The following is a 20,908-nucleotide window of genomic DNA, read 5'->3' on the forward strand; positions in this document are numbered from 1 at the left end:
TCAGGACTCAGGGAGATGCACCCATGCGCGTTTTAACCCCCCTCTGCAGCGCGGTTTTGCTGGCCATGGCTTGCACATCCCAAGCCCAGGCCATGAACCTCACCGAGGCGATCCAAAGCACCATCGCCACCCACCCGGAACTCGCTTCGCGCGTGGACGCACGCCTGTCGGCTGATGAACAGATCAAAGTCGCCAAGGGCGGCTTCTATCCGTCCGTCGATTTGAACGCCGCTTACGGTCGCGGCTACAGCGACAACACCAACACCCGCGCCTTCGGTAACCACGACACGCGAATTCTCAACTACACCCAGTCCGAGCTGCGTTTGCGGCAAATGCTGTTCGACGGTTTCAACACCGCCAACGAGGTTGAGCGCACCAAAGGCGTGTCCAATTCGCGCGCCTATTACGCGCAAGGCACCGCTCAGGATCTGGCCCTGCGCACCATCGAGGTCTACCTCGAAGTGCTCAAGCGCCGCGAACTGGTGACCCTGGCCACGAATAACCTGCAAGCGCACTTGCGCGTCAACGATCAGATTGGCCTGCGCACCGAGCGTGGCATCGGCAGCACTGCCGACTCCGATCAATCGGTGGCGCGTAAAGCGCTGGCGCAAAACAACCTCGACACCGCGGAAGTGGATCTGGCGGATGCCGAGTCGAACTTCTTCAGCGTCGTCGGGCGCATGCCTGATGAACTGGAAGCCCCGGCCACGACCCGTGGCGAGTTGCCGACCACCCTGCCGGAAGCCCAGCAGAGCATGGTCGAAAACAACCCGTACCTGAAATCGGCGCAGGCCGACGTGCAATCGGCCGAGAGCCAATACGAAGTCGCCAAGTCGCCGTTCTACCCACGCTTCGACGCTGAAGCAGCGGTGGGCGCGAACAACAACGTGCAGGGCGATGAAGGTCACGACAACGAATGGCGTGTCGGCGTGATCATGAACTACAACCTGTTCCGTGGCGGCAGCGACAAGGCGCGACTGGCCTCCGATGCGCACCAGATCAACCAGGCAATGGACATCCGCAACAACGCCCTGCGTCAGCTCAACGAGAACATTCACCTGGCCTGGAACGCCATGCTCAACGCGAAGAAACAGACCCCGACCGCCCGCGAATACGCGGAAACCACCAAGCGTGTACGCGCCGCCTATCAGGATCAGTTCGGCCTCGGCCAACGTACCCTGCTTGACTTGCTCGACAGTGAAAACGAGCTCTACAACGCCAACCGTCGTTACACCGAAATTCGCTACACCGAGGAATATTCGATGTACCGCGTGCTAGCGAACATGGGCCAGTTGCTGAGCAAACAACGGGTGGTGCTGCCCGCCGATGCGATCGCCTCCAGCGAAGTGAAAAACGAAGCCCGCCTCCCCGAGCTGAAATAACCCCTCTGTAGGAGCTGCCGAAGGCTGCATGATCGTTCCCACGCTCTGCGTGGGAATGCCTCTAGGGACGCTCTGCGTCCAGTGACGCGGAGCGTCACGGGCTTCATTCCCACGCAGAGCGTGGGAACGATCATGCAGCAGGGTTGATGTGGGTGTCCGAGCCAGTTCAAAGGAGCGATCAATATGACCAGCATGGAACCCGGCAACTCTGGGGTCGATCCGCGGCTGAGCTTCGATGATCCGTTACTCGACGGTCTGTTGATTCTCTGCAAACTGCACGGCGCGACGGTCAGTCGCGCCAGCCTGAGTGCCGGGCTGCCGCTGAACAAACAACGTCTGAGCCTGGATTTGCTGCCGCGCGCTGCTGCTCGTGCGGGGTTGCAGGCGCGGATGTTGCGCCGTGAACTGAAAGATATTTCACCACTGAACCTGCCAATTCTGTTGTTACTCAACGACGGCCGCACCGCCGTGTTGCGGCGCTTCGGCGATGACGGCAAAGCGCTGATTCTGCCCAGCGAAGCCGATGGCGGCGAGCAATGGGTCAGCCGTGAAGAACTCACCGAACACTACAGCGGCCAGGCCTTGTTCGCCCGGCCGCGGCACGAACTCGAAGACCTGCGCTCGCCGCTGGTGCCGCGCGTGCATGCGTGGTTTCGCGACACGCTGAAGCTGTCGAAATGGCTATACGGCGACGCGATTCTCGCCAGTTTCCTGATCAACCTGCTGGGCCTGATGGTGCCGCTGTTCGTCATGCAGACCTACGACCGCGTGGTGCCAAACCAAGCGACGTCGACCTTGTGGGTGTTGTCGATCGGCCTGTTGATCGGCACCGGTTTCGAACTGGTGCTGCGGGTGGTGCGTGCGCACTTGCTCGACACCGCCGGCAAGAAAACCGATGTGATCCTTTCCGCGACTTTGTTTGAACGCATCACCGGCATGTCGATGAAGGCGCGGCCAGCGACCATCGGCGGGTTTGCGCAGAGCATTCATGACTTCCAGGGCCTGCGTGAATTCCTCACCGCCGTCACCCTGACCAGCCTGATCGACCTGCCCTTCGTCGTTTTGATGCTGGTGGTGATAGGCCTCCTCGGCGGCTGGCTGGTGGTGATTCCGATGTTGGCGTTTCCGATCACGATCATCTTCGCCCTGGCGATTCAGGTACGTCTGCGCGACACCGTGCAGAAAAGCTTGAGCCTCGGCGCCGAACGCCAGGCCGTGCTGATCGAAACACTCGGCGGTCTGGAAACCCTCAAGGCCTGCAGCGCCGAAAGCGAGCGCCAGCATAAATGGGAAAGCACCCACGGCGCCCTCACCCGCCTCGACAGCCATGCGCGCAACCTCTCGGCGCTGGCAACCAACGGCACATTGTTCATTCAGCAGTTCTCGGGGATGGCGACGATTGTCGCCGGGGTTTACAGCATCATCGCCGGCAACCTCAGCGTTGGTGCGCTGGTCGCCAGCTACATGCTCGGCAGCCGCGTACTCGCGCCGCTGGGGCAGATCGCCGGGCTGATCACCCGTTATCAGCAAGCGCAATTGACCATGAAAAGCACCGACGCGCTGATGTCGTTGCCACAGGAACGTGACGGCAAACAGCGGCCGCTGGAACGCACGCAACTGCAAGGCGCCCTGGACGTCAGCGGCGTGACCTTTCACTACAACGGCCAGAATGCGCCGGCCCTGAGCAACATCAGTTTCAGCCTCAAGGCCGGTGAGCGGGTTGGCATTATTGGTCGCAGTGGCTCGGGTAAAAGCACATTGGCGCGATTGGTCATGGGTTTCTATGAGCCAGAAGAAGGCCAGTTGCTGCTCGACGGTCTCGACCTGCGGCAACTGGATGTCGCGGATCTGCGCCAGCAAATCGGCTATGTCGCCCACGACCTGCCGCTGCTGGCGGGCAGCCTGCGCGATAACCTCACCCTCGGCGCACGCTACGTCAGCGATTCGCGGATGCTTGAAGTGGCTGAGCTGACCGGCGTCACCGAACTCGCTCGCCAGCATCCGCAAGGTTTTGATCGGCCGGTCGGTGAGCGCGGGCAATTGCTTTCCGGCGGCCAACGCCAAGCGGTATTGCTCGCACGTTCGCTGTTGCTCGACCCGCCGATCATGCTGCTCGACGAACCCACCAGCGCCATGGACAACAGCAGCGAAGATATCCTGCGCCAGAAACTTCATGGCTGGGTGCAAGGCAAAACCCTGCTGCTGGTCACCCACCGCACCTCGATGCTGAGCCTGGTGGATCGGCTGCTGGTACTCGACAACGGCCGGATCGTCGCCGACGGCCCGAAAGAAGCAGTCATCGAAGCACTGCGCAAGGGCCGCGTCGGCTCTGCGGCGGTGTAAGTGCGCGGCTTATACAAAACCTGTGGCGAGGGGATTTATCCCCGCTTGGGTGCGCAGCGCCCATGAAATTTTTGGGGTTGCTGCGCAACCCAACGGGGATAAATCCCCTCGCCACAGGAAACCTTTTTGGCCACAGGAATTTTCTGTGGCCACTGGGAAATTCTCAGGCCAAAGGGAGTTCTCTGGTTACAGATACGCGCCCCTGGCCACTAATGGGTCATCCAGTTTGATGTTTCTTAATTGAGGGGTATCGCCCCATGTCGGCATCTTCAGATAGCAAAGCTCGCGGCTACTTCGACAGTTTCGGCAAAAGCGCCGAGGCTGAGTTCATGCCGGAAACCGCCGGGGCGGCGTTGCAGGATTCGCCGCGCTGGTCGCGGATCACCGTGTGGCTGGCGGCGGGGCTGATGATCAGTGCGGTGGTCTGGGCCAAATTCGCTGTTCTCGAAGAAGTGACCATGGGCGAAGGCAAGGCGATTCCGTCGAGCAAGATTCAGGTGATCCAGAACCTTGAGGGCGGCATCGTCACTGAGATCTTCGTGCGTGAAGGGCAAATGGTGAACAAGGGCGACACCCTGCTGCGTCTGGATGACACGCGCTTCCGTTCGAACAAAGGCGAGAGCGAGGCCGATCGTTATGCGCTGACGGCGCAGGTCGAACGGTTGTCAGCCGAAGCGGAAGGTCGGCCGTTCAAACTCTCCGATGAAGTGGTCGCCAAAGCGCCGCAAGTCGCTGAAGACGAGCGCTCGCTGTATGACCAACGCCAGCGCCGACTGGCCAGTGAACAACGAACCCTCAGCGAACAACTGCGGCAGAAAACCCAGGAACTGGCGGAATTTCGTTCCAAGCAGGGCCAGTTCAGTTCCAGTCTGGCCTTGCTGCAGCAAGAAATGAACATGTCCGAACCACTGGTGAAAACCGGTGCGGTGTCGCCGGTGGAAATCTTGCGATTGAAGCGCAGCGCCGTGGAGATCCGAGGTTCGCTGAACGCCACCACACTGGCGATTCCGCGTGCTGAATCGGCGATTGCCGAGATCCGCAGCAAGATCGACGAATCCGAACAAACCTTCCGCTCCGAAGCCGCCAAAGAGCTAAATGAGAAGCGCACCGACCTGTCAAAAATCACCGCGACCAGCATCGCCATCGACGACCGGGTCACCCGCACCACCGTGACTTCACCGGTGCACGGCGTGATCAAGCAATTGAAGGTCAACACCATCGGCGGCGTGGTGCAGCCGGGCAGCGACATGGTTGAAATCGTGCCGCTGGAGGACAACCTGCTGATCGAAGCCAAAGTGCGCCCGCAGGATGTGGCGTTTCTGCATCCGGGGCAGAAGGCGATGGTCAAGTTCAGTGCTTATGACTACACGATTTACGGCGGGCTGAGCGCCAAGCTTGAGTTGATCGGCGCGGACACGATTACCGATGACAAGGGCAACAGCTTTTACTTGATTCAGGTGCGCACCGATAAAAACCATTTGGGCGGGGATGTGAAGCCGTTGCTGATTATTCCGGGAATGGTTGCGACGGTGGACATCATTACCGGCGAGAAAAGTGTGCTGGATTACCTGTTGAAACCGGTGTTGAAGGCGCGGACTGAGGCGATGCGCGAGCGGTAGGGATTATCCGGATTTTGTGGTGATTGATCTGGCGCTTTCGCGAGCAAGCCCGCTCCCACATTTGAGAATGCGTTCCCCCTGTGGGAACGGGCTTGCTCGCGAAGAGGCCCGCACAATCAACGCCTATCTATCGCCATGATTACGCTGAAAGGTCTCCTCCCCCATCGCGGCAATCTGCCCCTCGATCAACGCTTCAAACGGCTTGAGCAACGGCTCAAACGAAACCGGTGCCTCCAGCGTTTGCAACGCCTGCACAATCGCCTCAACCGTCGACAATGCCCCCGGCCCCGGGGCCTTGCGCAACCGATAGCGCGACACCCCGCCCTCGGCCAGCGTCACCCGTGGCAACGCCGCCAGCAGTGGATTGAGGTGCAGCATCTTGCGCGCTTTACGCCACGTTCCATCAGGCACCACCAGCAACAACGGCTCATCCGACTCAGCGTAAGCCTGCATCGGCTGCGCATCATCGGCGGGAAACAACAACCGCGCCCGATACCCCGGCTGATTAAGCAACGTCGGCAAATCCTCAAAAACCTCGCCGACAATCAACGCGGCATTGCTCAACCCCAGCGCCGCCAATCGCGCGGTGTTCAACGCATGATTGACCTCGCTCGGATGCTGCAACAGCAACACCCGCGTGCGGCTGTCGAGGCTGGGGATCAGCGGGCACAGACAATGGGTTTGTGGGCGCAGGCAGCGCGGGCATTGTGGTCTGGGCATCGTTGTTAGGCCTGATTGAGCTGTGCTTTGAGCAAATCGCGGAAGGTCTGGATCAGCGGCTCACGGCTACGACCGCGACGCATGATCATCGAGAACGGCGCCTGATAACCGAACGTCGCCGGCAGCAGAACCCGCAAATCCCCTTTGTCGGCCCACGCCTGCGCGTAGTGCTCCGGCAAGTAACCAATGTAGGCGCCGGACAGCACCAGAATCAGCTGCGCCTCCATACTTTCCACGGTCGCTGCGCTGTGCTTGAAACCGTGACGCGCCAGTTCCGCCTGACTCCAGTAACCACGACCGACCATGCGCTGCTGAGTGATGACTTGCTCGGGGATGCGCCGCTCGTTGAACAAAGGATGGCGGCTGCTGCAATACAACCAGTGCTGTTCGCGGTACAGCGGCATATAGACCAGACCGCTCATCCGTGTGGAGAACGCGCCGATGGCCAGGTCGAGGCGATTGTCCTGCACGCCGAGTTGCAGTTCGTACGGGCTCATCACCGATAAGTGCAAATGCACCGCCGGGTGTTCCTGACTGTAGCCGCCGATGGCTTCGGCGAACGGCAAGGCCTTGTCGCTGACCGTGGAGTCGATCACGCCGAGGTTAAGCGTGCCGCGCAATTCGCCCTTGAGCGCGGCGGCGTATTGCTCGAACCCTTCGAGTTCGGCGAGCAGGCGCAGGGTTTCCTGATGGAACAGCTCACCCTTGCTGGTCAGGCTGAACCCGCCGCGCCCGCGATGGCACAGCACCAGACCGAGCGCGGCTTCGAGCTGGCTCATGTAGGTGCTGATCGCCGAGGTCGACAGGTTGAGTTCCTGCTGCGCATTGGCGAAACCCTGATGGCGCACGACGCTGACGAAGATGCGCAATAGTTTCAGGTCGGGTAAAGCGTTGGCCATGCGGCTCTCCAAACATCGGACTTTTCCCCTGTAGGAGCTGCCGAAGGCTGCGATCTTTTGATCTTTGTTTTCAGGGTCAAGATCAAAAGATCGCAGCCTTCGGCAGCTCCTACAGGGATATTTAACCAGGTAACGAGTCTATCCCGGGCCTCGCCATTAGTTTAGAAAAATCTGAACTAAGTATTTGCCCGTAGCGATTCTTTCCCCTCACTACATTTCGCATCATCGGCCCCACAGCGGCGTCCGAACCTGTGCTCAACGGCGCGCCGATATAAATAAAACAAAGACGATGAGGCCCTACCCGTGGACAAGATTCTTCACCAACCACTGGGCGGCAACGAAATGCCGCGCTTCGGCGGCATCGCCACCATGCTCCGACTCCCCCATGTACCGACCGCTGCCGGCCTGGACGCTGCCTTCGTAGGCGTGCCACTGGACATCGGTACTTCGCTGCGCCCCGGCACCCGCTTCGGGCCGCGCGATATCCGCACCGAATCGGTGATGATCCGCCCTTACAACATGGCGACCGGCGCTGCGCCGTTCGACTCGCTGGCCGTGGCCGACATCGGCGACGTGGCGATCAACACCTTCAACCTGCTCGACGCCGTGCGCATCATCGAAGAAGCCTACGACAACATCCTCGAGCACAACGTGATCCCGATGACCCTGGGTGGCGACCACACCATCACCCTGCCGATCCTGCGTGCGATTCATAAGAAGCACGGCAAGGTCGGTCTGGTGCACATCGATGCCCACGCGGACGTCAACGATCACATGTTCGGCGAGAAAATCGCCCACGGCACCACCTTCCGCCGCGCGGTTGAAGAAGGTCTGCTCGATTGCGATCGCGTCGTGCAGATCGGTCTGCGCGCTCAGGGTTACACCGCTGACGACTTCAACTGGAGCCGCGATCAGGGTTTCCGCGTCGTACAAGCCGAAGAGTGCTGGCACAAGTCGCTGGCACCGCTGATGGCCGAAGTGCGCGAGAAAGTCGGCGGCGGCCCGGTGTACCTCAGCTTCGACATCGACGGCATCGATCCGGCCTGGGCGCCTGGCACCGGCACCCCGGAAATCGGTGGTCTAACGACCATTCAGGCGATTGAAATCGTTCGCGGCTGCCAAGGCCTCGACTTGATCGGTTGCGATCTGGTAGAAGTCTCGCCCGCTTACGACACCACCGGCAACACCTCGCTGCTGGCCGCCAACCTGCTGTACGAAATGCTCTGCGTACTGCCTGGCGTGGTTCACCGCTGAGGGTTGCGTCATGAACGAACGTGATCAGGTTCTGCAAGCGGCCGCCGAGCTGGTGGCTGCATTTGCCCGTAACGATCGCGAGGCTTACTTCGGCGCGTTCAGCGCCGATGCAAGTTTCGTCTTCTACACCCTCGAACAGCCACTGCTGTCGCGCGATGCCTATCAGGCCTTGTGGGACAGCTGGCGGGCCGAGGATGGCTTCGAGGTGCTTGCGTGCACCTCGAGCAACGCCTTCGTCAGCCTGCAAGGTGACGTGGCGATTTTCATCCATGACGTGGCCACCGAGCTGCGCATGCAAGGGGAGCAACACTTCAGCCAGGAGCGCGAGACGATTGTTTTCAAGAAACAAGCGTCAAGCCTAGAACAACAAGGCCATTGGCTGGCCTGCCACGAACATTTGTCCGCGATGCCGGAAGGGCTGCCATCCCCTTAGCCAAAACAGGTGACGCTCACGAACGATGAGCGCGCCTTTGTGATCGGAGCAGATCATGAATAACAACAACAACGAAAAAAGCCTTAGCAGCATTGAAACAAACGGGGTCGAACAGATCCCGGATCATGAGCGCGACGCCCGACCCAGCGACCTGTTTCGCTTGATCTTCGGCGGCGCCAATACCTTCGCCACCGCCGTGCTCGGCAGTTTCCCGGTGCTGTTCGGTCTGTCTTTTCAGGCCGGCGTCTGGGCGATTGTGCTGGGCGTGGTGGTCGGTGCGCTGATCCTTGCGCCGATGGGCCTGTTCGGCCCGCTCAACGGCACCAACAATGCCGTGTCATCGGGTGCGCATTTCGGTGTGCACGGGCGGATCGTCGGCTCGTTCCTGTCGTTGTTGACGGCGATCGCGTTCTTCTCACTGTCGGTGTGGAGTTCGGGTGACGCGCTGGTCGGTGGTGCCAAACGTCTGATCGGCCTGCCGGAAACCGACCTGACCCTGGGTCTGGCCTACGGCTTGTTCGCGTTGCTGGTACTCACCGTGTGCATCTACGGCTTCCGCATCATGCTGTGGGTCAACCGCATCGCGGTGTGGGCCGCGAGCCTGTTGTTCCTGCTCGGCATTTTCGCCTTTGCCCCCGCCTTCGACAGCCAGTACGCCGGCAGCGTGGCCCTCGGCCAGGCAGGTTTCTGGGCGGCGTTTATCGGCGCCGCGCTGGTGGCGATGAGCAACCCGATTTCCTTCGGCGCCTTCCTCGGCGACTGGTCACGCTACATCCCGCGCACAACCCCGAAAGCCCAGATCATGCTGGCGGTGATCGCGGCACAGTTGGCAACCCTGATTCCGTTTTTGTTCGGCCTGACCACCGCGACCATCGTCGCGATCAAGGCGCCGGACTACATCGCGGCGAACAACTATGTCGGTGGTTTGCTGGCGGTGTCGCCGAGCTGGTTCTTCCTGCCGGTGTGTCTGATTGCGGTGATCGGCGGCATGTCCACCGGCACCACGTCGCTGTATGGCACCGGGCTGGACATGTCCAGCGTTTTCCCGCGCGTGCTGTCGCGGGTAAAAGCGACGCTGTTGATCGGCGTGCTGTCGATTGCCTTCATCTTCATCGGTCGCTTTGCGGCGAACCTGGTGCAGAGCGTGTCGACCTTCGCCGTGCTGATCATCACCTGCACCACGCCATGGATGGTGATCATGATCATCGGCCTGTTGGTGCGTCGCGGTTTCTACTGCCCGGATGACCTGCAAGTGTTCACGCGCGGCGAACAGGGCGGACGCTACTGGTTCAACCACGGCTGGAACTGGCGCGGTCTGGGCGCATGGATCCCGAGCGCGGCGGTCGGCCTGTGCTTCGTCAACCTGCCGGGGCAATTCGTTGGCCCGCTGGGTGAAATGGCCGGCGGCATCGACATCAGCTTGCTGGTGACCCTGGGCCTGGCTTCGGTGGTGTACCTGACGCTGCTGAGCCTGTTCCCGGAACCGCGAGAAGTGTTCGGCCCGAAGGATGCACGGCGTGAAGCCGCAGTGAAACCTCAACTGCGACAGGCCGCCTGACGCAAATCCCCTGTGGGAGCGGGCTTGCTCGCGAAAGCAATCTGTCAGTCACATCGCTGTTGAATGTGCTGACGCTTTCGCGAGCAAGCCCGCTCCCACAGTGAGCAGCACTCAGAACCAATTTTGTTTCACCATAAAAAAGACAATCGGAGACACGCCATCATGGCTTTGGATTTATTCGTCGTCCTCATCTACGCAGCCGGCATGCTTTTGCTCGGCTATTTCGGCATGCGCAAGGCCAAGACCAACGAGGACTTTCTGGTCGCCGGTCGTAACCTCGGCCCAAGCCTGTACATGGGCACCATGGCCGCTACCGTGCTCGGTGGTGCGTCCACCGTCGGCACCGTTCGCCTCGGCTACGTGCATGGCATCTCCGGTTTCTGGCTGTGCGCCGCGCTGGGTTGCGGGATTCTCGCGCTGAACCTGTTTCTGGCCAAACCGCTGCTGAAACTGAAGATCTACACCGTTACCCAAGTGCTGGAAAAGCGCTACAACCCGATGGCTCGCTCGGCCTCCGCGCTGATCATGCTGGCCTACGCACTGATGATCGGCGTGACCTCGATCCTCGCGATCGGCACCGTCCTGCAAGTGCTGTTTGACCTGCCGTTCTGGATCTCGGTACTGGTCGGTGGTGGCGTGGTGGTGATCTACTCGGCGATCGGCGGCATGTGGTCGCTGACCCTGACCGACATCGTCCAGTTCATCATCAAGACCGTTGGCCTGATGTTCATCCTGTTGCCGATCTGCCTGTACCGCGTGGGCGGTTGGGACGAGCTGGTGCTGAAGTTGCCGGCCACCGCGTTCAACTTCACCACGATCGGTTGGGACACGATCATCACCTACTTCATGATCTACTTCTTCGGCATCCTGATCGGTCAGGACATCTGGCAACGGGTGTTCACCGTCAAGAACGAAAAAGTCGCCAAGTACGCCGGCAGCGCCGCCGGCATCTACTGCATCATCTACGGCCTGGCCTGCGCCCTGATCGGCATGGCGGCACACGTGCTGATTCCTGATCTGTCCAACGTCAACAACGCCTTCGCCGCCATCGTCAAACTGTCGCTGCCGGACGGCATCCGGGGTCTGGTGATCGCTGCTGCACTGGCGGCCATGATGTCGACCGCCAGCGCCGGCCTGCTCGCCGCTGCCACCACCATCACCGAAGACCTGCTGCCGAAACTGCGCGGCGGTAAACAATCGAGCCTGGGCATCAACCGCCTGTTCACCCTGCTGACCGGTGTTGTGGTGCTGGGTATCGCTCTGGTGGTAAACGATGTGATCAGCGCGCTGACCCTCGCTTACAACCTGTTGGTCGGCGGCATGTTGATCCCGTTGATCGGGGCGATCTTCTGGAAACGCGCAACCACCGCCGGCGCCATCGCCAGCATGGGTCTGGGTTTCGCCACCGCGCTGTTGTTCATGATCAAGGACGGCCTCGATGCCAACACGCCGATCTACTACAGCCTGGCTGTGGGCCTGATCAGTTTCGTGGTGGTCAGCCTGGTCTCCCCTCGCCCGGCTACCGTGGCGAGCGCGATCTAAGCTTGATGTAACGACTTGATGCTTTCTTCGACGGGTGTGGCGTCGGTTGCCACACCCGTTTTTTTCGTCTGTAGAAAAGTGCTGATGAAGATGCTTCACTCAAGCAGAACAACGACTAGAAAAAACTGCCATGAGAAGAGCTGCCGTGCGTGCCGCCGTGCACCGGTTCATCCGCCGTCTGCTGGAGAACCACGACTTCAACGACCACACCAGCCTGGTGCAATTGGGGTTGGAAAAGGCCGATATCGAGGATTTGATCTTTCATCTGGAAGATGAATTCGGACTGACGGCATTCACCGCCGAGGAAGACCGGATGCTCAAGACCGCGAAGACTGCGAATGACTTGAGCCGGTTTTTGCTAGAGATTGGACGGCATTGAAAGCAAAAGATCGCAGCCTTCGGCAGCTCCTACACTGATCCATGTAGGAGCTGCCGAAGGCTGCGATCTCTTGATCCTTAAAGAGGCACTTACCGCCGGCGCGGCTGGCGGCGACGCTGCTCGTCATCGGTGCGGATCGGGACAGGTTGCAGAGGCGGTTCGATCAAGCCGAGGGCAACACCCAAGTCGTGCAGCCAGTTTTGAATTTTCTCTTTCATCGTCATGCCCCCTTCAGGGTGGTGCTGAGCGACCGGAATTCTGAGGCCGCTTCGCACTGATAATAGTCCGAAGTCCTACGCAATGCTCGGCGAAATCCGCAATGATCTGTTACTGAATGGAACAGAATCTGCAGCCATTGGTTCAAGCCGTTTCTCGCACATCCGCCGAAGCCGCGGGATAGACAGCCTGCAGCACTTCTAAACACGCATTCGGATTGGCCCCGACTCTGCCTTTGGCCCCATGAGCCATGTTGTCGCACCCCCTGAATGCTCGGCCAGCGGCTACTAACCCAGCGCTTTGCGCAAACGCCGACGTACCCACTGCTCGGCGCTGACGAAGGTGATGCCGAGCAACACCAGCACGGCGCCGATGATGAAGTTCAGGCTCAGCTCTTCGCCGAGCAGAATCACGCCGAAGGTCACGCCGAACAGCGGCGTCATAAACGAAAACACCGCGAGATTGGCCGCCAGATACCGACGCAACAGCCAGAACCACACCAGGTAACTGAAGAACGACACCACCAGCCCTTGGAACAGCACACTGGCCACCGCCACCGTGGTCAGGTTGACGTGAGTGATCTGGCCGCTGAACAGCGCAATCAACAGGAGGCCGACGAAACCGACCATCAATTGATAGAACAGGGTCAAGGTCACCGGTGCGTCCGATAGACGCGAGGCGCGCACCACCACGGTGGTCGCGCCCCAACAGGCACCGGCCACAATCCCGAAGAAATCACCGAGCAGCATGCTCCGGTCAAGGTTGTCCCACGACACACCGCCGGCGAAGGCAATCGCGATGCCGAGAAACGCCAACAGAATCCCCAGCCATTGCAGCGGCCGCAAACGCTCGCTCGCCAGCAGAAAATGCACGCCCAACGCGGTGAAGATCGGCGCGGTGTAGAGGAATACCGACATGTGCGCGGCCGTGGTCAGTTGCAGGCCTTCGGAGATAAAGAAGAATTCCAGACCGAACAACGCACCGGCGAGCAAACCGCCGCGCCAGGTGTTGCCGACCTGATCCCAACCGCCCTTCCAGCAGATCAACAATCCTACAAGCAACGCAGAAATGCCTGACCGCCCCGCGGCCTGCATCACCGGCGCGATGTCCGGCGCAGCCCATTTGATCATGACTTGCTGCACACCCCAGATCAGGCACAGACCGATCATCACTTGCAGGGCAAACCGGTCGGCATTGCGCCGCTCGACACTCACCGCAACACCTCGAACACACACAACATGGCAGGCCATCCAATGGTCAGAAAACAGTGTTTGGGATTATCAATGAGTCGGGCGGAAAAAGCCGTCTGGAAAAGACATTTGTTTCTTCTGCAGCGTCAGCGGTGAATGGCCGTCGGCTGCGCCGCCCTTCGCGAGCAAGCCCGCTCCCACCATTGGAATGCCTTCCCCTGTGGGAGCGAGCCTGCTCGCGAAGAGGCCCTCACTGCCACCCCATATGAAGGATCATCAGCGCCGGCCAAACCGCCTCGCCACCAAATACCCAACCGCACAAGCCACAGCCGTCGCCACCATCCCCCACACCCAATCCATCAACGTCACCTGCACCGACCACCCACGTAACGTCGCCCAATTCGTCAGGTCATACGTCCCATACGCCACCAGCCCCAACAACGCCCCCCTCTTCACCGCCCACTGCCAACTCAGCGCGGGCAACACCACAAACACCACGCAGCCAAAAACATACAGGCAATAAAAAACCGCGGCCGGTAACAGCAGCGGTTTTTCCAGCATCAGCGAACCGAGCAGTTCGCGGTAGGTCGGCGCCATCAACAGCCCGAGCCAGATGCCGTCGAGCAGAAGAAACGTCAGCAGCGTGGCGACGTAGGCAATCAGCGATCTTTTCATCACACCACCCTCAATGTAGGAGCTGCCGCAGGCTGCGATCTTTTGACCTTGAAGATCAACAGATCGCAGCCTGCGGCAGCTCCTACATGGGGCTGGCGTGGGCTCAGGTTAGTTCAATGCGATCGGCATGAATAACGATCTTGCCTTCCTTGTACAGCGAACCGATGGCCTTCTTGAAGTTGCCTTTGCTGACGCCGAACAGGCTGCTGATCAACGCCGGATCGCTCTTGTCGCTGACCGGCAGCGTGCCGTCGTTGTCGCGCAACTTGGCGAGAATCTTCGAGTTGAGGCTGCTCGCCGCTTCCTGACCCACCGGTTGCAAGCTCAGGGCAATCTTGCCGTCGGCGCGCACTTCCTTGATGTAGCCCTTCTCGCTCATGCCGGCACGCATGAACTTGAAGATTTCATTCTTGTGGATCAAACCCCAGTGCTTGTTGTTGATGATCGCCTTGAAGCCCATGTCGGTGGCTTCGGCGACCAGCAGATCAACTTCCTGGCCCTGGCTGTAATTGGCCGGGGTTTTGTCGAGATAGCGATCCAGGCGCGCGGTGGCGGTGATGCGGCGGGTGTGCTTGTCGAGGTAGACGTGCACCACGCAATACTCGCCGGCAGTCATCTGGCGCTTTTCTTCGGAATACGGCAGCAACAGATCCTTCGGCAGCCCCCAATCGAGGAACACACCGATGCTGTTGACTTCAACAACTTTCAGACTGGCAAATTCGCCGACCTGAACTTTTGGTTTCTCTGTGGTAGCGAGAAGTTTGTCTTCGCTGTCCAGATAAACAAAAACGTTGAGCCAATCTTCATCTTCGCTGGGAATATCTTTAGGGATATAACGGTTGGGCAAAAGAATCTCGCCGTCCGCACCGCCGTCCAGATATAAACCGAAGTTAGTGTGTTTAACCACTTGCAAACTGTTGTAACGCCCGACTAAAGCCATTTCCAGAACCCTCATTACGTGGGCGGCATTCTACCCGTTTTTGCCGTGAACGTTCGCCGGCAGATCCTCGGTTTCGGCTAAATCTGCGCCACGCCTTGATTTTCCTTGATCGCCGACGAGCGAGGTGCCGCTCGTCAGTCTGCCAGCGAGGGTTTCAGCCGCGACATAATGTCCCGTCAAACAGCAATGATCTTATTTAAAACAGCAGGTTAGCTGGATATTCCAATTAATTAACCGCGAATAATGCAGCGCTGCACTGGGTTATTCCCGGGGATATTTACCAAGCAATTGTCAAGTAATTACTGTACGATGCCTGGCCGAGTTACTTTTCTACAGGTTAATGGCCGCCATGCGTGTAAAAGCATCCAACAGCAAAGCAAAGCCAGCTCCAGCCGTTGAAACCAGCGAATCGATCAACGATCAAATCGCAGCGTTCCTCAAGTCCGGCGGCGAGATCCAGCAAATTGCCAAAGGCGTCAGTGGCCAGACGTTCGGCCCGTCCAAGCAGATCAGCCTGGGCAAGAAGTAACACCCGGTTTTACACCCGTCCAGAGGCGCTTTGAGCTTCGAAGCGCCTGGACTGGCACCGCGCAACACCCTCCCCGTTTTAAACAAACCAAACAGCAAATATTCAGAAATCGACGAACGGCCTTCAATGCCGAGCATTCGCCGGTATCCTTGCACGCGTCTAGATCAAGCGTTTCAGCAGGCCCGCCGTCCTGCGCTCGCTGTTCATGGAGTGACGCATGCGCACATCTTCCTGTTTATTGCTTGTAGGCCTGCTCGCGGCAACGACTGCGCACGCGCAGATTTTCCAGCGTGAACTCGGTGATTTCGACCTCAAGCTCGGCACAACGCCAAGCCGCAGCATGGCGCAGGGCCTGGTCAAACCGGCGGCGGTCGGCTCGTTCCACGGCGGTCTCGACCTGACACACGACAGCGGCCTTTACGTCGGTCAGTACGCGCCGAGCATGGGCATCTCGCCGGGCAAGAACCTTGAAATCGACTCCTACGTCGGCTTTAAACAACCATTCGATCAGTTGCTCGGCTACGAAGTCGGGATGATTCATTACAGCTATCCGAAGGTCGACACCCTCGACAGCCAGGAAGTGTTCGGTGGCCTGACCCTGCTCGGCAGCCGCTTCGGCATCGCGCTGAGCAACGACCCGGATAAACAGAACAACACCCTTTTCGCCGACCTTGGCGGCAATCAGCCGTTCGGCATCGGCGTCAGCATGAAATACACCACCCACCAGTTGAACTCGCCCGTGGCGGTGGACGGCGGCTACGTCAGTAGTTTTACCGATTGGTCGGTGAAGTTCTCCCGCCCGGTGATGGGCGTCGATCTCGACCTCATCTACAGCAACTCCAGCCTCAGCGGCAGCGATTGCTCGGCCTATTCCGGCCACAACAGCCAGTGCGACGGCCTCGTCACGCTCAAGGCCGAACGCGCCTTCTATTGATCGGCTGAACTGCCGGGCTCATTCTGCGTTCACATAAACATCAGACCCTCAGGCTGGCCATCGCAAGGATTCGCCCATGTCTCGCTGGTTCAAGCACATTGCCGCGTTATTGATGTTCACCCTCGCCCTCGGCGCCTGCAGCCGCGTCGGCCTGGCCTATCGCAACCTCGACGTGATCATTCCGTGGACGCTCGGCGACTACGTCGACATGAACGGCGAGCAGAAAGACTGGTTCAACGAGCGCCTCAAGGAACACCTGAACTGGCACTGCACCACGCAGTTGCCGGGTTACCTCGACTGGCTGGATCGCTTGCAAACCATGGTCGAGACCAATCAGGTCACCGACGCCGCCCTGCAGGCGCGCACCGCCGAAGCCAAGCAAGCCATCGCCGAAACCGCGAAAGAGATCACCCCGTCAGCCATCGAATTGCTGCAAGGTCTGGACGACAAGCAAGTGGCAGAGATGAATGAAGCGTTCGCCAAGGACTTGCGCAAACGCCAGCAGGATTACGTCAATCCGCCGCTGGCCCAGCAGATCAAGGAACGTGGCGAGCGCATGACCAAACGTCTAAACGACTGGCTCGGCCCGCTGAGCGCCACCCAAGAACAGCGTGTAGTGGCCTGGACTAACGCTCTCGGGGATCAGAACACCCAGTGGATCGCCAACCGCGCGCATTGGCAAAAGCAGTTCAGTGCCGCCGTGGCGCAACGCAAGAGTGCAGAATTCCCACAACGGATCGAGACGCTTCTGGTGAATCGCGAGAGCTTATGGACAGCGGATTACCGCAAGGCCTACGCCGATACCGAAGCGCAGGCGCGCTCGTTATTTGTTGACCTGATGGCGGAAAGTACGCCGCAGCAGCGCCAGCGCTTATTGAAAAAAATCGAAGGGGTACGCAAAGACTTCAACGACCTCAAATGCCTGAAGGCCGCACAAAAATCCTGAAATCCATACAAAAACCCATGTGGGAGCGGGCTTGCTCGCGAAAGGGCCATGTCAGGCAACATCAATGTTGAATGACGCACCGCATTCGCGAGCAAGCCCGCTCCCACAAGGGATCTCCGTTTATTCAGGCGATCTGGGCTTTCGAGGCGACTTCATCAAACGTCGCTTCATCCAGCGCATCGGGCTGTTCATCCAGCACCTGACGCGGGTGGTCATTGCCGGGAATGCTGCTGTCGATCAGGCTCAGCAAGCTCGAACCGCGCGGGGTCAGCGAAAAATTGTTGCCGGTGCTGCCCTCTTCATCCGGACGCGGCTGGATAAAACCGCGCAAAAGCAACAGCCTTTCATAGTCGCAGGCCACCGTTTTCAGGTGATCCAGATTCTCGATCGGCTCGCCGGCGCTGGCTTTCTCCGCCGCGTAATCCTCAGCGTAGGCGCGAGGGGCGAAGCTGTGGCCGGCGCTGTTTTGCACTTCGTGCAGCAAGCGTTCAATCAAATCCCAGTTATAAGTCGTCATCCTGATTCAACCTCCGGTGCGCATGATTTTGGGGCGCGTACCTAGGTTGTGACCGGAGCCTGACGCAGCCGTTCAGCTGTATTTCCTTCAGCGACCGACCGGCGGTCTGTCGATTTCCCGGCGGGCTGAACGACTAGTCTGAAACAGACGGTTTCAACCCCGCAGGAGAAATCATCATGAACGTTGAGAACCATCCGGTGGTATCGCGCAAAGCATGGCTCGCCGCCCGCAAACAACATCTTGAACACGAAAAAGCCTTCACTAAAGAGCGCGATCGCCTCAGCGCTGAACGCCGCGCCTTGCCTTGGGTGAAAGTCGACAAGGATTACCACTTCCAGGGCCCGAACGGCGAATTGAAGCTGGCTGACCTGTTTGGCGACCACAGCCAATTGGTGATCTACCACTTCATGTTCGCCAAGGATTGGGAGGAAGGCTGCCAAGGTTGCTCGTTCCTCAGCGACCACATCGACGGCGCCAACCAGCATTTGGCCCATCACGATATCGCCGTGGTTGCGGTGTCCCACGCACCGTTTAACCAGTTTCAAGACTTCAAACAACGCATGGGCTGGAAGTTTGACTGGGTATCGTCAGAGGGCTGCGACTTCAACTATGACTTCGGCGTGTGCGCCCGTGCCGAGGATGTTGCCGCCGGAAAGGCTACGTACAACTACGAAAAAACTGACAGCGCCGAAGAAGAAATGCCCGGGCTGAGCGTGTTTTACAAGGACAAGGCCGGAAACGTCTTCCACACCTATTCCACCTACGCCCGGGGTCTGGACATGTTGGTTGGCGCCTACAACTACCTCGACCTGACGCCGAAGGGCCGCAATGAAGACGAGATCATGGAGTGGGTGCGGCATCATGATCGGTATGAAGGCGCGACAAAATCCAGCTGCTGCCACGGCAACTGATCGCCCATTGTGGGAGTGAGCCTGCTCGCGAAAGCGCCGTGTCAGCCACCATGAACAGTGCCTGACATACCGCTTTCGCGAGCAGGCTCGCTCCCACAGGTTCTGCCACAGTTTCTGAACTTTTCGCAGGCTTTGCCCCTCAACCGGTTAACCCGCCTTAACCGGAACTGAGGCCTGCCCCCATGAAAACCCTGATCAAGCTCACCCTCGCCGCCACCCTTGCCTGCGCCCTGCCCGTCTGGGCCTGCACGCCTGAGGAGGCGACCGCCAAACGTGAACAACTGGCCAAAGAGGTCACCAAGCTCACTGAACAGAATCCGGCCAAGGCCAAAGAGATCAACGCCGAGTTGCAGAAAATGGATCTGGGCACGGCCAGCGCGGATCTGCCGGACAAGTGCCAGTTGATTGATCAGCGCTTGAAAGAGTTGGGTACGGCGGAGAAGAAGGCGGAAGGCTAAAGCGAAGATCGCAGCCTTCGGCAGCTCCTACAGAGGGGCGAAAAAAAACCCGGACATTGTCCGGGTTTTTTTATCCAGCCTGAAACGACTTACTCAGCCGCTGGCTCTGCCGGCTTGCGGCGCTTGAGCGGGGCCATGCCGTCGCTGCTGACCAACGAGTCTGGCTTCGGACGGTTGGCGCTCTTGCGCTTGGTCGGCGTCTTGGCGGCAGTTTTCTTCTTGTCGCCCTTGGCGTCGGTCTTTTTCTTCTTCACGCCAACGGCTTTGCCCGAGGCCTTGACCTTTTTCGGCCCGCCGTAGGTGCCTTTGACTTCCTTGACGGTGCGGCGCTCGAAGCTTTGCTTCAGGTAGCGCTCGATGCTCGACATCAGGTTCCAGTCGCCGTGGCAGATCAACGAGATCGCCAGGCCATCGTTACCGGCACGGCCGGTACGACCGATGCGGTGCACGTACTCGTCGCCGCTGCGGGGCATGTCGAAGTTGATCACCATGTCCAGACCATCAACGTCCAGACCACGGGCCGCCACGTCGGTGGCCACAAGGATTTTCACGCCGCCCTGCTTCAGACGGTCGATCGCCAGTTTGCGATCTTTCTGATCTTTCTCGCCGTGAAGCACGAACGCTTTATATTCCTGAGCCACGAGGCGGCCGTAGATGCGGTCGGCCATGGCGCGGGTGTTGGTGAAGATGATCGCCTTCTGATAGGTCTCGTTGGCCAGCAGCCAGTTCACAATCTGCTCTTTGTGCTGATTGTGGTCGGCGGTGATGATTTGCTGACGGGTGGTCGAGTTCAGCTGGCTGACCGCGTTGAGCTGCAAGTGCTCAGGGTTGTTCAGCACTTTGGCGATCATTTCGCGCAGGCCGGAACCACCGGTGGTGGCCGAGAACAGCATGGTTTGCTGACGGTTCGTGCATTCGTCGACCAGACGCTGAACGTCTTCGGAGAAGCCCATGTCGAGCATGCGGTCGGCTTCGTCGAGCACCAGCACTTCGACTTCTTTCAAATCGAGGTTGCCGGCGTTGAGTTGCTCGATCATGCGGCCCGGGGTGCCGATGAGGATGTCCGGCACTTTGCGCAGCATCGCGGCCTGTACCTTGAAGTCTTCACCGCCAGTGATCAGGCCGGATTTGATGAAGGTGAACTGCGAGAAACGCTCAACTTCCTTCAGGGTTTGCTGGGCCAGCTCACGGGTCGGCAGCAGGATCAGCGTCTTGATGCTGACGCGAACCTTGGCCGGGCCGATCAGGCGATTGAGGATTGGCAGTACGAAAGCGGCGGTTTTGCCGCTACCGGTTTGCGCAGTCACCCGCAAATCACGCCCTTGGAGCGCCAGCGGGATGGCCGCGGCTTGCACAGGCGTTGGCTCGACAAATTTCAGCTCGGCCACAGCTTTAAGCAGGCGTTCGTGCAGGGCGAATTGGGAAAACACGGGTGCTACCTCGAAGATATGCAAAAAAACAGC

At 59.4% G+C, this 20,908-nt stretch carries 21 protein-coding genes; 13 read left to right on the forward strand and 8 right to left on the reverse strand.

Annotated elements, in window-relative coordinates; translation table 11 throughout:
* The first annotated feature begins 23 nt into the window (after positions 1 to 23).
* The 3 genes from ACZZ0D_RS16785 (at position 24) to ACZZ0D_RS16795 (ending at position 5,344) form a co-directional block, all read left to right on the forward strand.
* The gene (locus tag ACZZ0D_RS16785) at positions 24 to 1,382 is read left to right on the forward strand and encodes a TolC family outer membrane protein (RefSeq protein WP_159814644.1); all 1,359 of its coding nucleotides are present in this window, start codon (positions 24 to 26) and stop codon (positions 1,380 to 1,382) included.
* A gap of 183 nt (positions 1,383 to 1,565) precedes the next feature.
* A complete protein-coding gene (locus ACZZ0D_RS16790; protein ID WP_400649080.1) occupies positions 1,566 to 3,725 on the forward strand; it encodes a type I secretion system permease/ATPase in 2,160 nt (719 codons plus the stop codon).
* A gap of 257 nt (positions 3,726 to 3,982) precedes the next feature.
* Positions 3,983 to 5,344 (forward strand): HlyD family type I secretion periplasmic adaptor subunit, encoded by a 1,362-nt coding sequence (locus ACZZ0D_RS16795; RefSeq protein WP_463553822.1) that lies wholly within the window; start codon positions 3,983 to 3,985, stop codon positions 5,342 to 5,344.
* 123 nt (positions 5,345 to 5,467) lie between these two features.
* Here ACZZ0D_RS16795 and ACZZ0D_RS16800 read toward each other — a convergent pair whose 3' ends face one another.
* Positions 5,468 to 6,064 carry a tRNA-uridine aminocarboxypropyltransferase gene (locus ACZZ0D_RS16800; RefSeq protein WP_463553823.1) on the reverse strand — a complete coding sequence of 199 codons (597 nt, stop codon included), beginning with the start codon at positions 6,062 to 6,064 and terminating at the stop codon, positions 5,468 to 5,470.
* Positions 6,065 to 6,069: 5 nt separating this feature from the next.
* On the reverse strand, positions 6,070 to 6,963 hold the full coding sequence (locus ACZZ0D_RS16805; RefSeq protein WP_053118206.1) for a LysR family transcriptional regulator: 894 nt from the start codon (positions 6,961 to 6,963) through the stop codon (positions 6,070 to 6,072).
* 303 nt (positions 6,964 to 7,266) lie between these two features.
* Here ACZZ0D_RS16805 and speB point away from each other — a divergent pair, with 303 nt between their 5' ends.
* The 5 genes from speB (at position 7,267) to ACZZ0D_RS16830 (ending at position 12,129) form a co-directional block, all read left to right on the forward strand.
* Entirely contained in the window at positions 7,267 to 8,217 is a 951-nt protein-coding gene (speB, locus tag ACZZ0D_RS16810; RefSeq protein ID WP_008086245.1) for an agmatinase, read from the forward strand.
* 10 nt (positions 8,218 to 8,227) lie between these two features.
* Positions 8,228 to 8,650 (forward strand): YybH family protein, encoded by a 423-nt coding sequence (locus ACZZ0D_RS16815; protein ID WP_053118199.1) that lies wholly within the window; start codon positions 8,228 to 8,230, stop codon positions 8,648 to 8,650.
* A gap of 55 nt (positions 8,651 to 8,705) precedes the next feature.
* The gene (locus ACZZ0D_RS16820; RefSeq protein WP_463553824.1) at positions 8,706 to 10,208 is read left to right on the forward strand and encodes a purine-cytosine permease family protein; all 1,503 of its coding nucleotides are present in this window, start codon (positions 8,706 to 8,708) and stop codon (positions 10,206 to 10,208) included.
* 162 nt (positions 10,209 to 10,370) lie between these two features.
* The gene (locus ACZZ0D_RS16825; protein WP_212550532.1) at positions 10,371 to 11,750 is read left to right on the forward strand and encodes a sodium:solute symporter family protein; all 1,380 of its coding nucleotides are present in this window, start codon (positions 10,371 to 10,373) and stop codon (positions 11,748 to 11,750) included.
* A 130-nt stretch (positions 11,751 to 11,880) separates the two neighbouring features.
* Positions 11,881 to 12,129: a phosphopantetheine-containing protein gene (locus tag ACZZ0D_RS16830; protein WP_053118192.1), complete on the forward strand. Its 249-nt coding sequence runs from the start codon at positions 11,881 to 11,883 to the stop codon at positions 12,127 to 12,129.
* An 89-nt stretch (positions 12,130 to 12,218) separates the two neighbouring features.
* Here ACZZ0D_RS16830 and ACZZ0D_RS16835 read toward each other — a convergent pair whose 3' ends face one another.
* The 4 genes from ACZZ0D_RS16835 to ACZZ0D_RS16850 form a co-directional block, all read right to left on the reverse strand.
* Complete coding sequence (locus ACZZ0D_RS16835) at positions 12,219 to 12,347, reverse strand: PA1414 family protein (protein WP_003184145.1); 129 nt, start codon at positions 12,345 to 12,347, stop codon at positions 12,219 to 12,221.
* A 285-nt stretch (positions 12,348 to 12,632) separates the two neighbouring features.
* On the reverse strand, positions 12,633 to 13,559 hold the full coding sequence (locus ACZZ0D_RS16840) for a DMT family transporter (protein WP_463553825.1): 927 nt from the start codon (positions 13,557 to 13,559) through the stop codon (positions 12,633 to 12,635).
* 252 nt (positions 13,560 to 13,811) lie between these two features.
* On the reverse strand, positions 13,812 to 14,210 hold the full coding sequence (locus tag ACZZ0D_RS16845) for a DUF2177 family protein (protein ID WP_463553826.1): 399 nt from the start codon (positions 14,208 to 14,210) through the stop codon (positions 13,812 to 13,814).
* A 103-nt stretch (positions 14,211 to 14,313) separates the two neighbouring features.
* Positions 14,314 to 15,150 carry a CvfB family protein gene (locus ACZZ0D_RS16850; RefSeq protein ID WP_053118186.1) on the reverse strand — a complete coding sequence of 279 codons (837 nt, stop codon included), beginning with the start codon at positions 15,148 to 15,150 and terminating at the stop codon, positions 14,314 to 14,316.
* 340 nt (positions 15,151 to 15,490) lie between these two features.
* On the opposite strand from ACZZ0D_RS16850, the gene ACZZ0D_RS16855 reads away from it, so the two are divergent.
* The 3 genes from ACZZ0D_RS16855 (at position 15,491) to ACZZ0D_RS16865 (ending at position 17,559) form a co-directional block, all read left to right on the forward strand.
* Positions 15,491 to 15,679, forward strand: a complete 189-nt coding sequence (locus tag ACZZ0D_RS16855; RefSeq protein WP_016702300.1) for a hypothetical protein — start codon at positions 15,491 to 15,493, stop codon at positions 15,677 to 15,679.
* Positions 15,680 to 15,896: 217 nt separating this feature from the next.
* Positions 15,897 to 16,613 carry a TorF family putative porin gene (locus tag ACZZ0D_RS16860; protein ID WP_463553827.1) on the forward strand — a complete coding sequence of 239 codons (717 nt, stop codon included), beginning with the start codon at positions 15,897 to 15,899 and terminating at the stop codon, positions 16,611 to 16,613.
* A 76-nt stretch (positions 16,614 to 16,689) separates the two neighbouring features.
* Positions 16,690 to 17,559 (forward strand): DUF6279 family lipoprotein, encoded by an 870-nt coding sequence (locus ACZZ0D_RS16865; RefSeq protein ID WP_463553828.1) that lies wholly within the window; start codon positions 16,690 to 16,692, stop codon positions 17,557 to 17,559.
* Positions 17,560 to 17,683: 124 nt separating this feature from the next.
* On the opposite strand, the gene ACZZ0D_RS16870 is transcribed toward ACZZ0D_RS16865, so the two are convergent.
* Entirely contained in the window at positions 17,684 to 18,076 is a 393-nt protein-coding gene (locus tag ACZZ0D_RS16870) for a transcriptional regulator (protein ID WP_400649156.1), read from the reverse strand.
* Between the two features lie 176 nt (positions 18,077 to 18,252).
* On the opposite strand from ACZZ0D_RS16870, the gene ACZZ0D_RS16875 reads away from it, so the two are divergent.
* Together ACZZ0D_RS16875 and ACZZ0D_RS16880 are read left to right on the forward strand one after the other, a co-directional pair.
* Positions 18,253 to 18,987 carry a DUF899 domain-containing protein gene (locus ACZZ0D_RS16875; protein WP_463553829.1) on the forward strand — a complete coding sequence of 245 codons (735 nt, stop codon included), beginning with the start codon at positions 18,253 to 18,255 and terminating at the stop codon, positions 18,985 to 18,987.
* 182 nt (positions 18,988 to 19,169) lie between these two features.
* Positions 19,170 to 19,445, forward strand: a complete 276-nt coding sequence (locus ACZZ0D_RS16880) for a hypothetical protein (RefSeq protein WP_053118177.1) — start codon at positions 19,170 to 19,172, stop codon at positions 19,443 to 19,445.
* Between the two features lie 89 nt (positions 19,446 to 19,534).
* Here ACZZ0D_RS16880 and ACZZ0D_RS16885 read toward each other — a convergent pair whose 3' ends face one another.
* Positions 19,535 to 20,875, reverse strand: coding sequence for a DEAD/DEAH box helicase (locus ACZZ0D_RS16885; protein ID WP_053118174.1), 1,341 nt, complete (start codon positions 20,873 to 20,875; stop codon positions 19,535 to 19,537).
* Positions 20,876 to 20,908 lie beyond the last annotated feature (33 nt).

The sequence above is a fragment of the Pseudomonas sp. AC193 genome, from assembly GCF_979258075.1.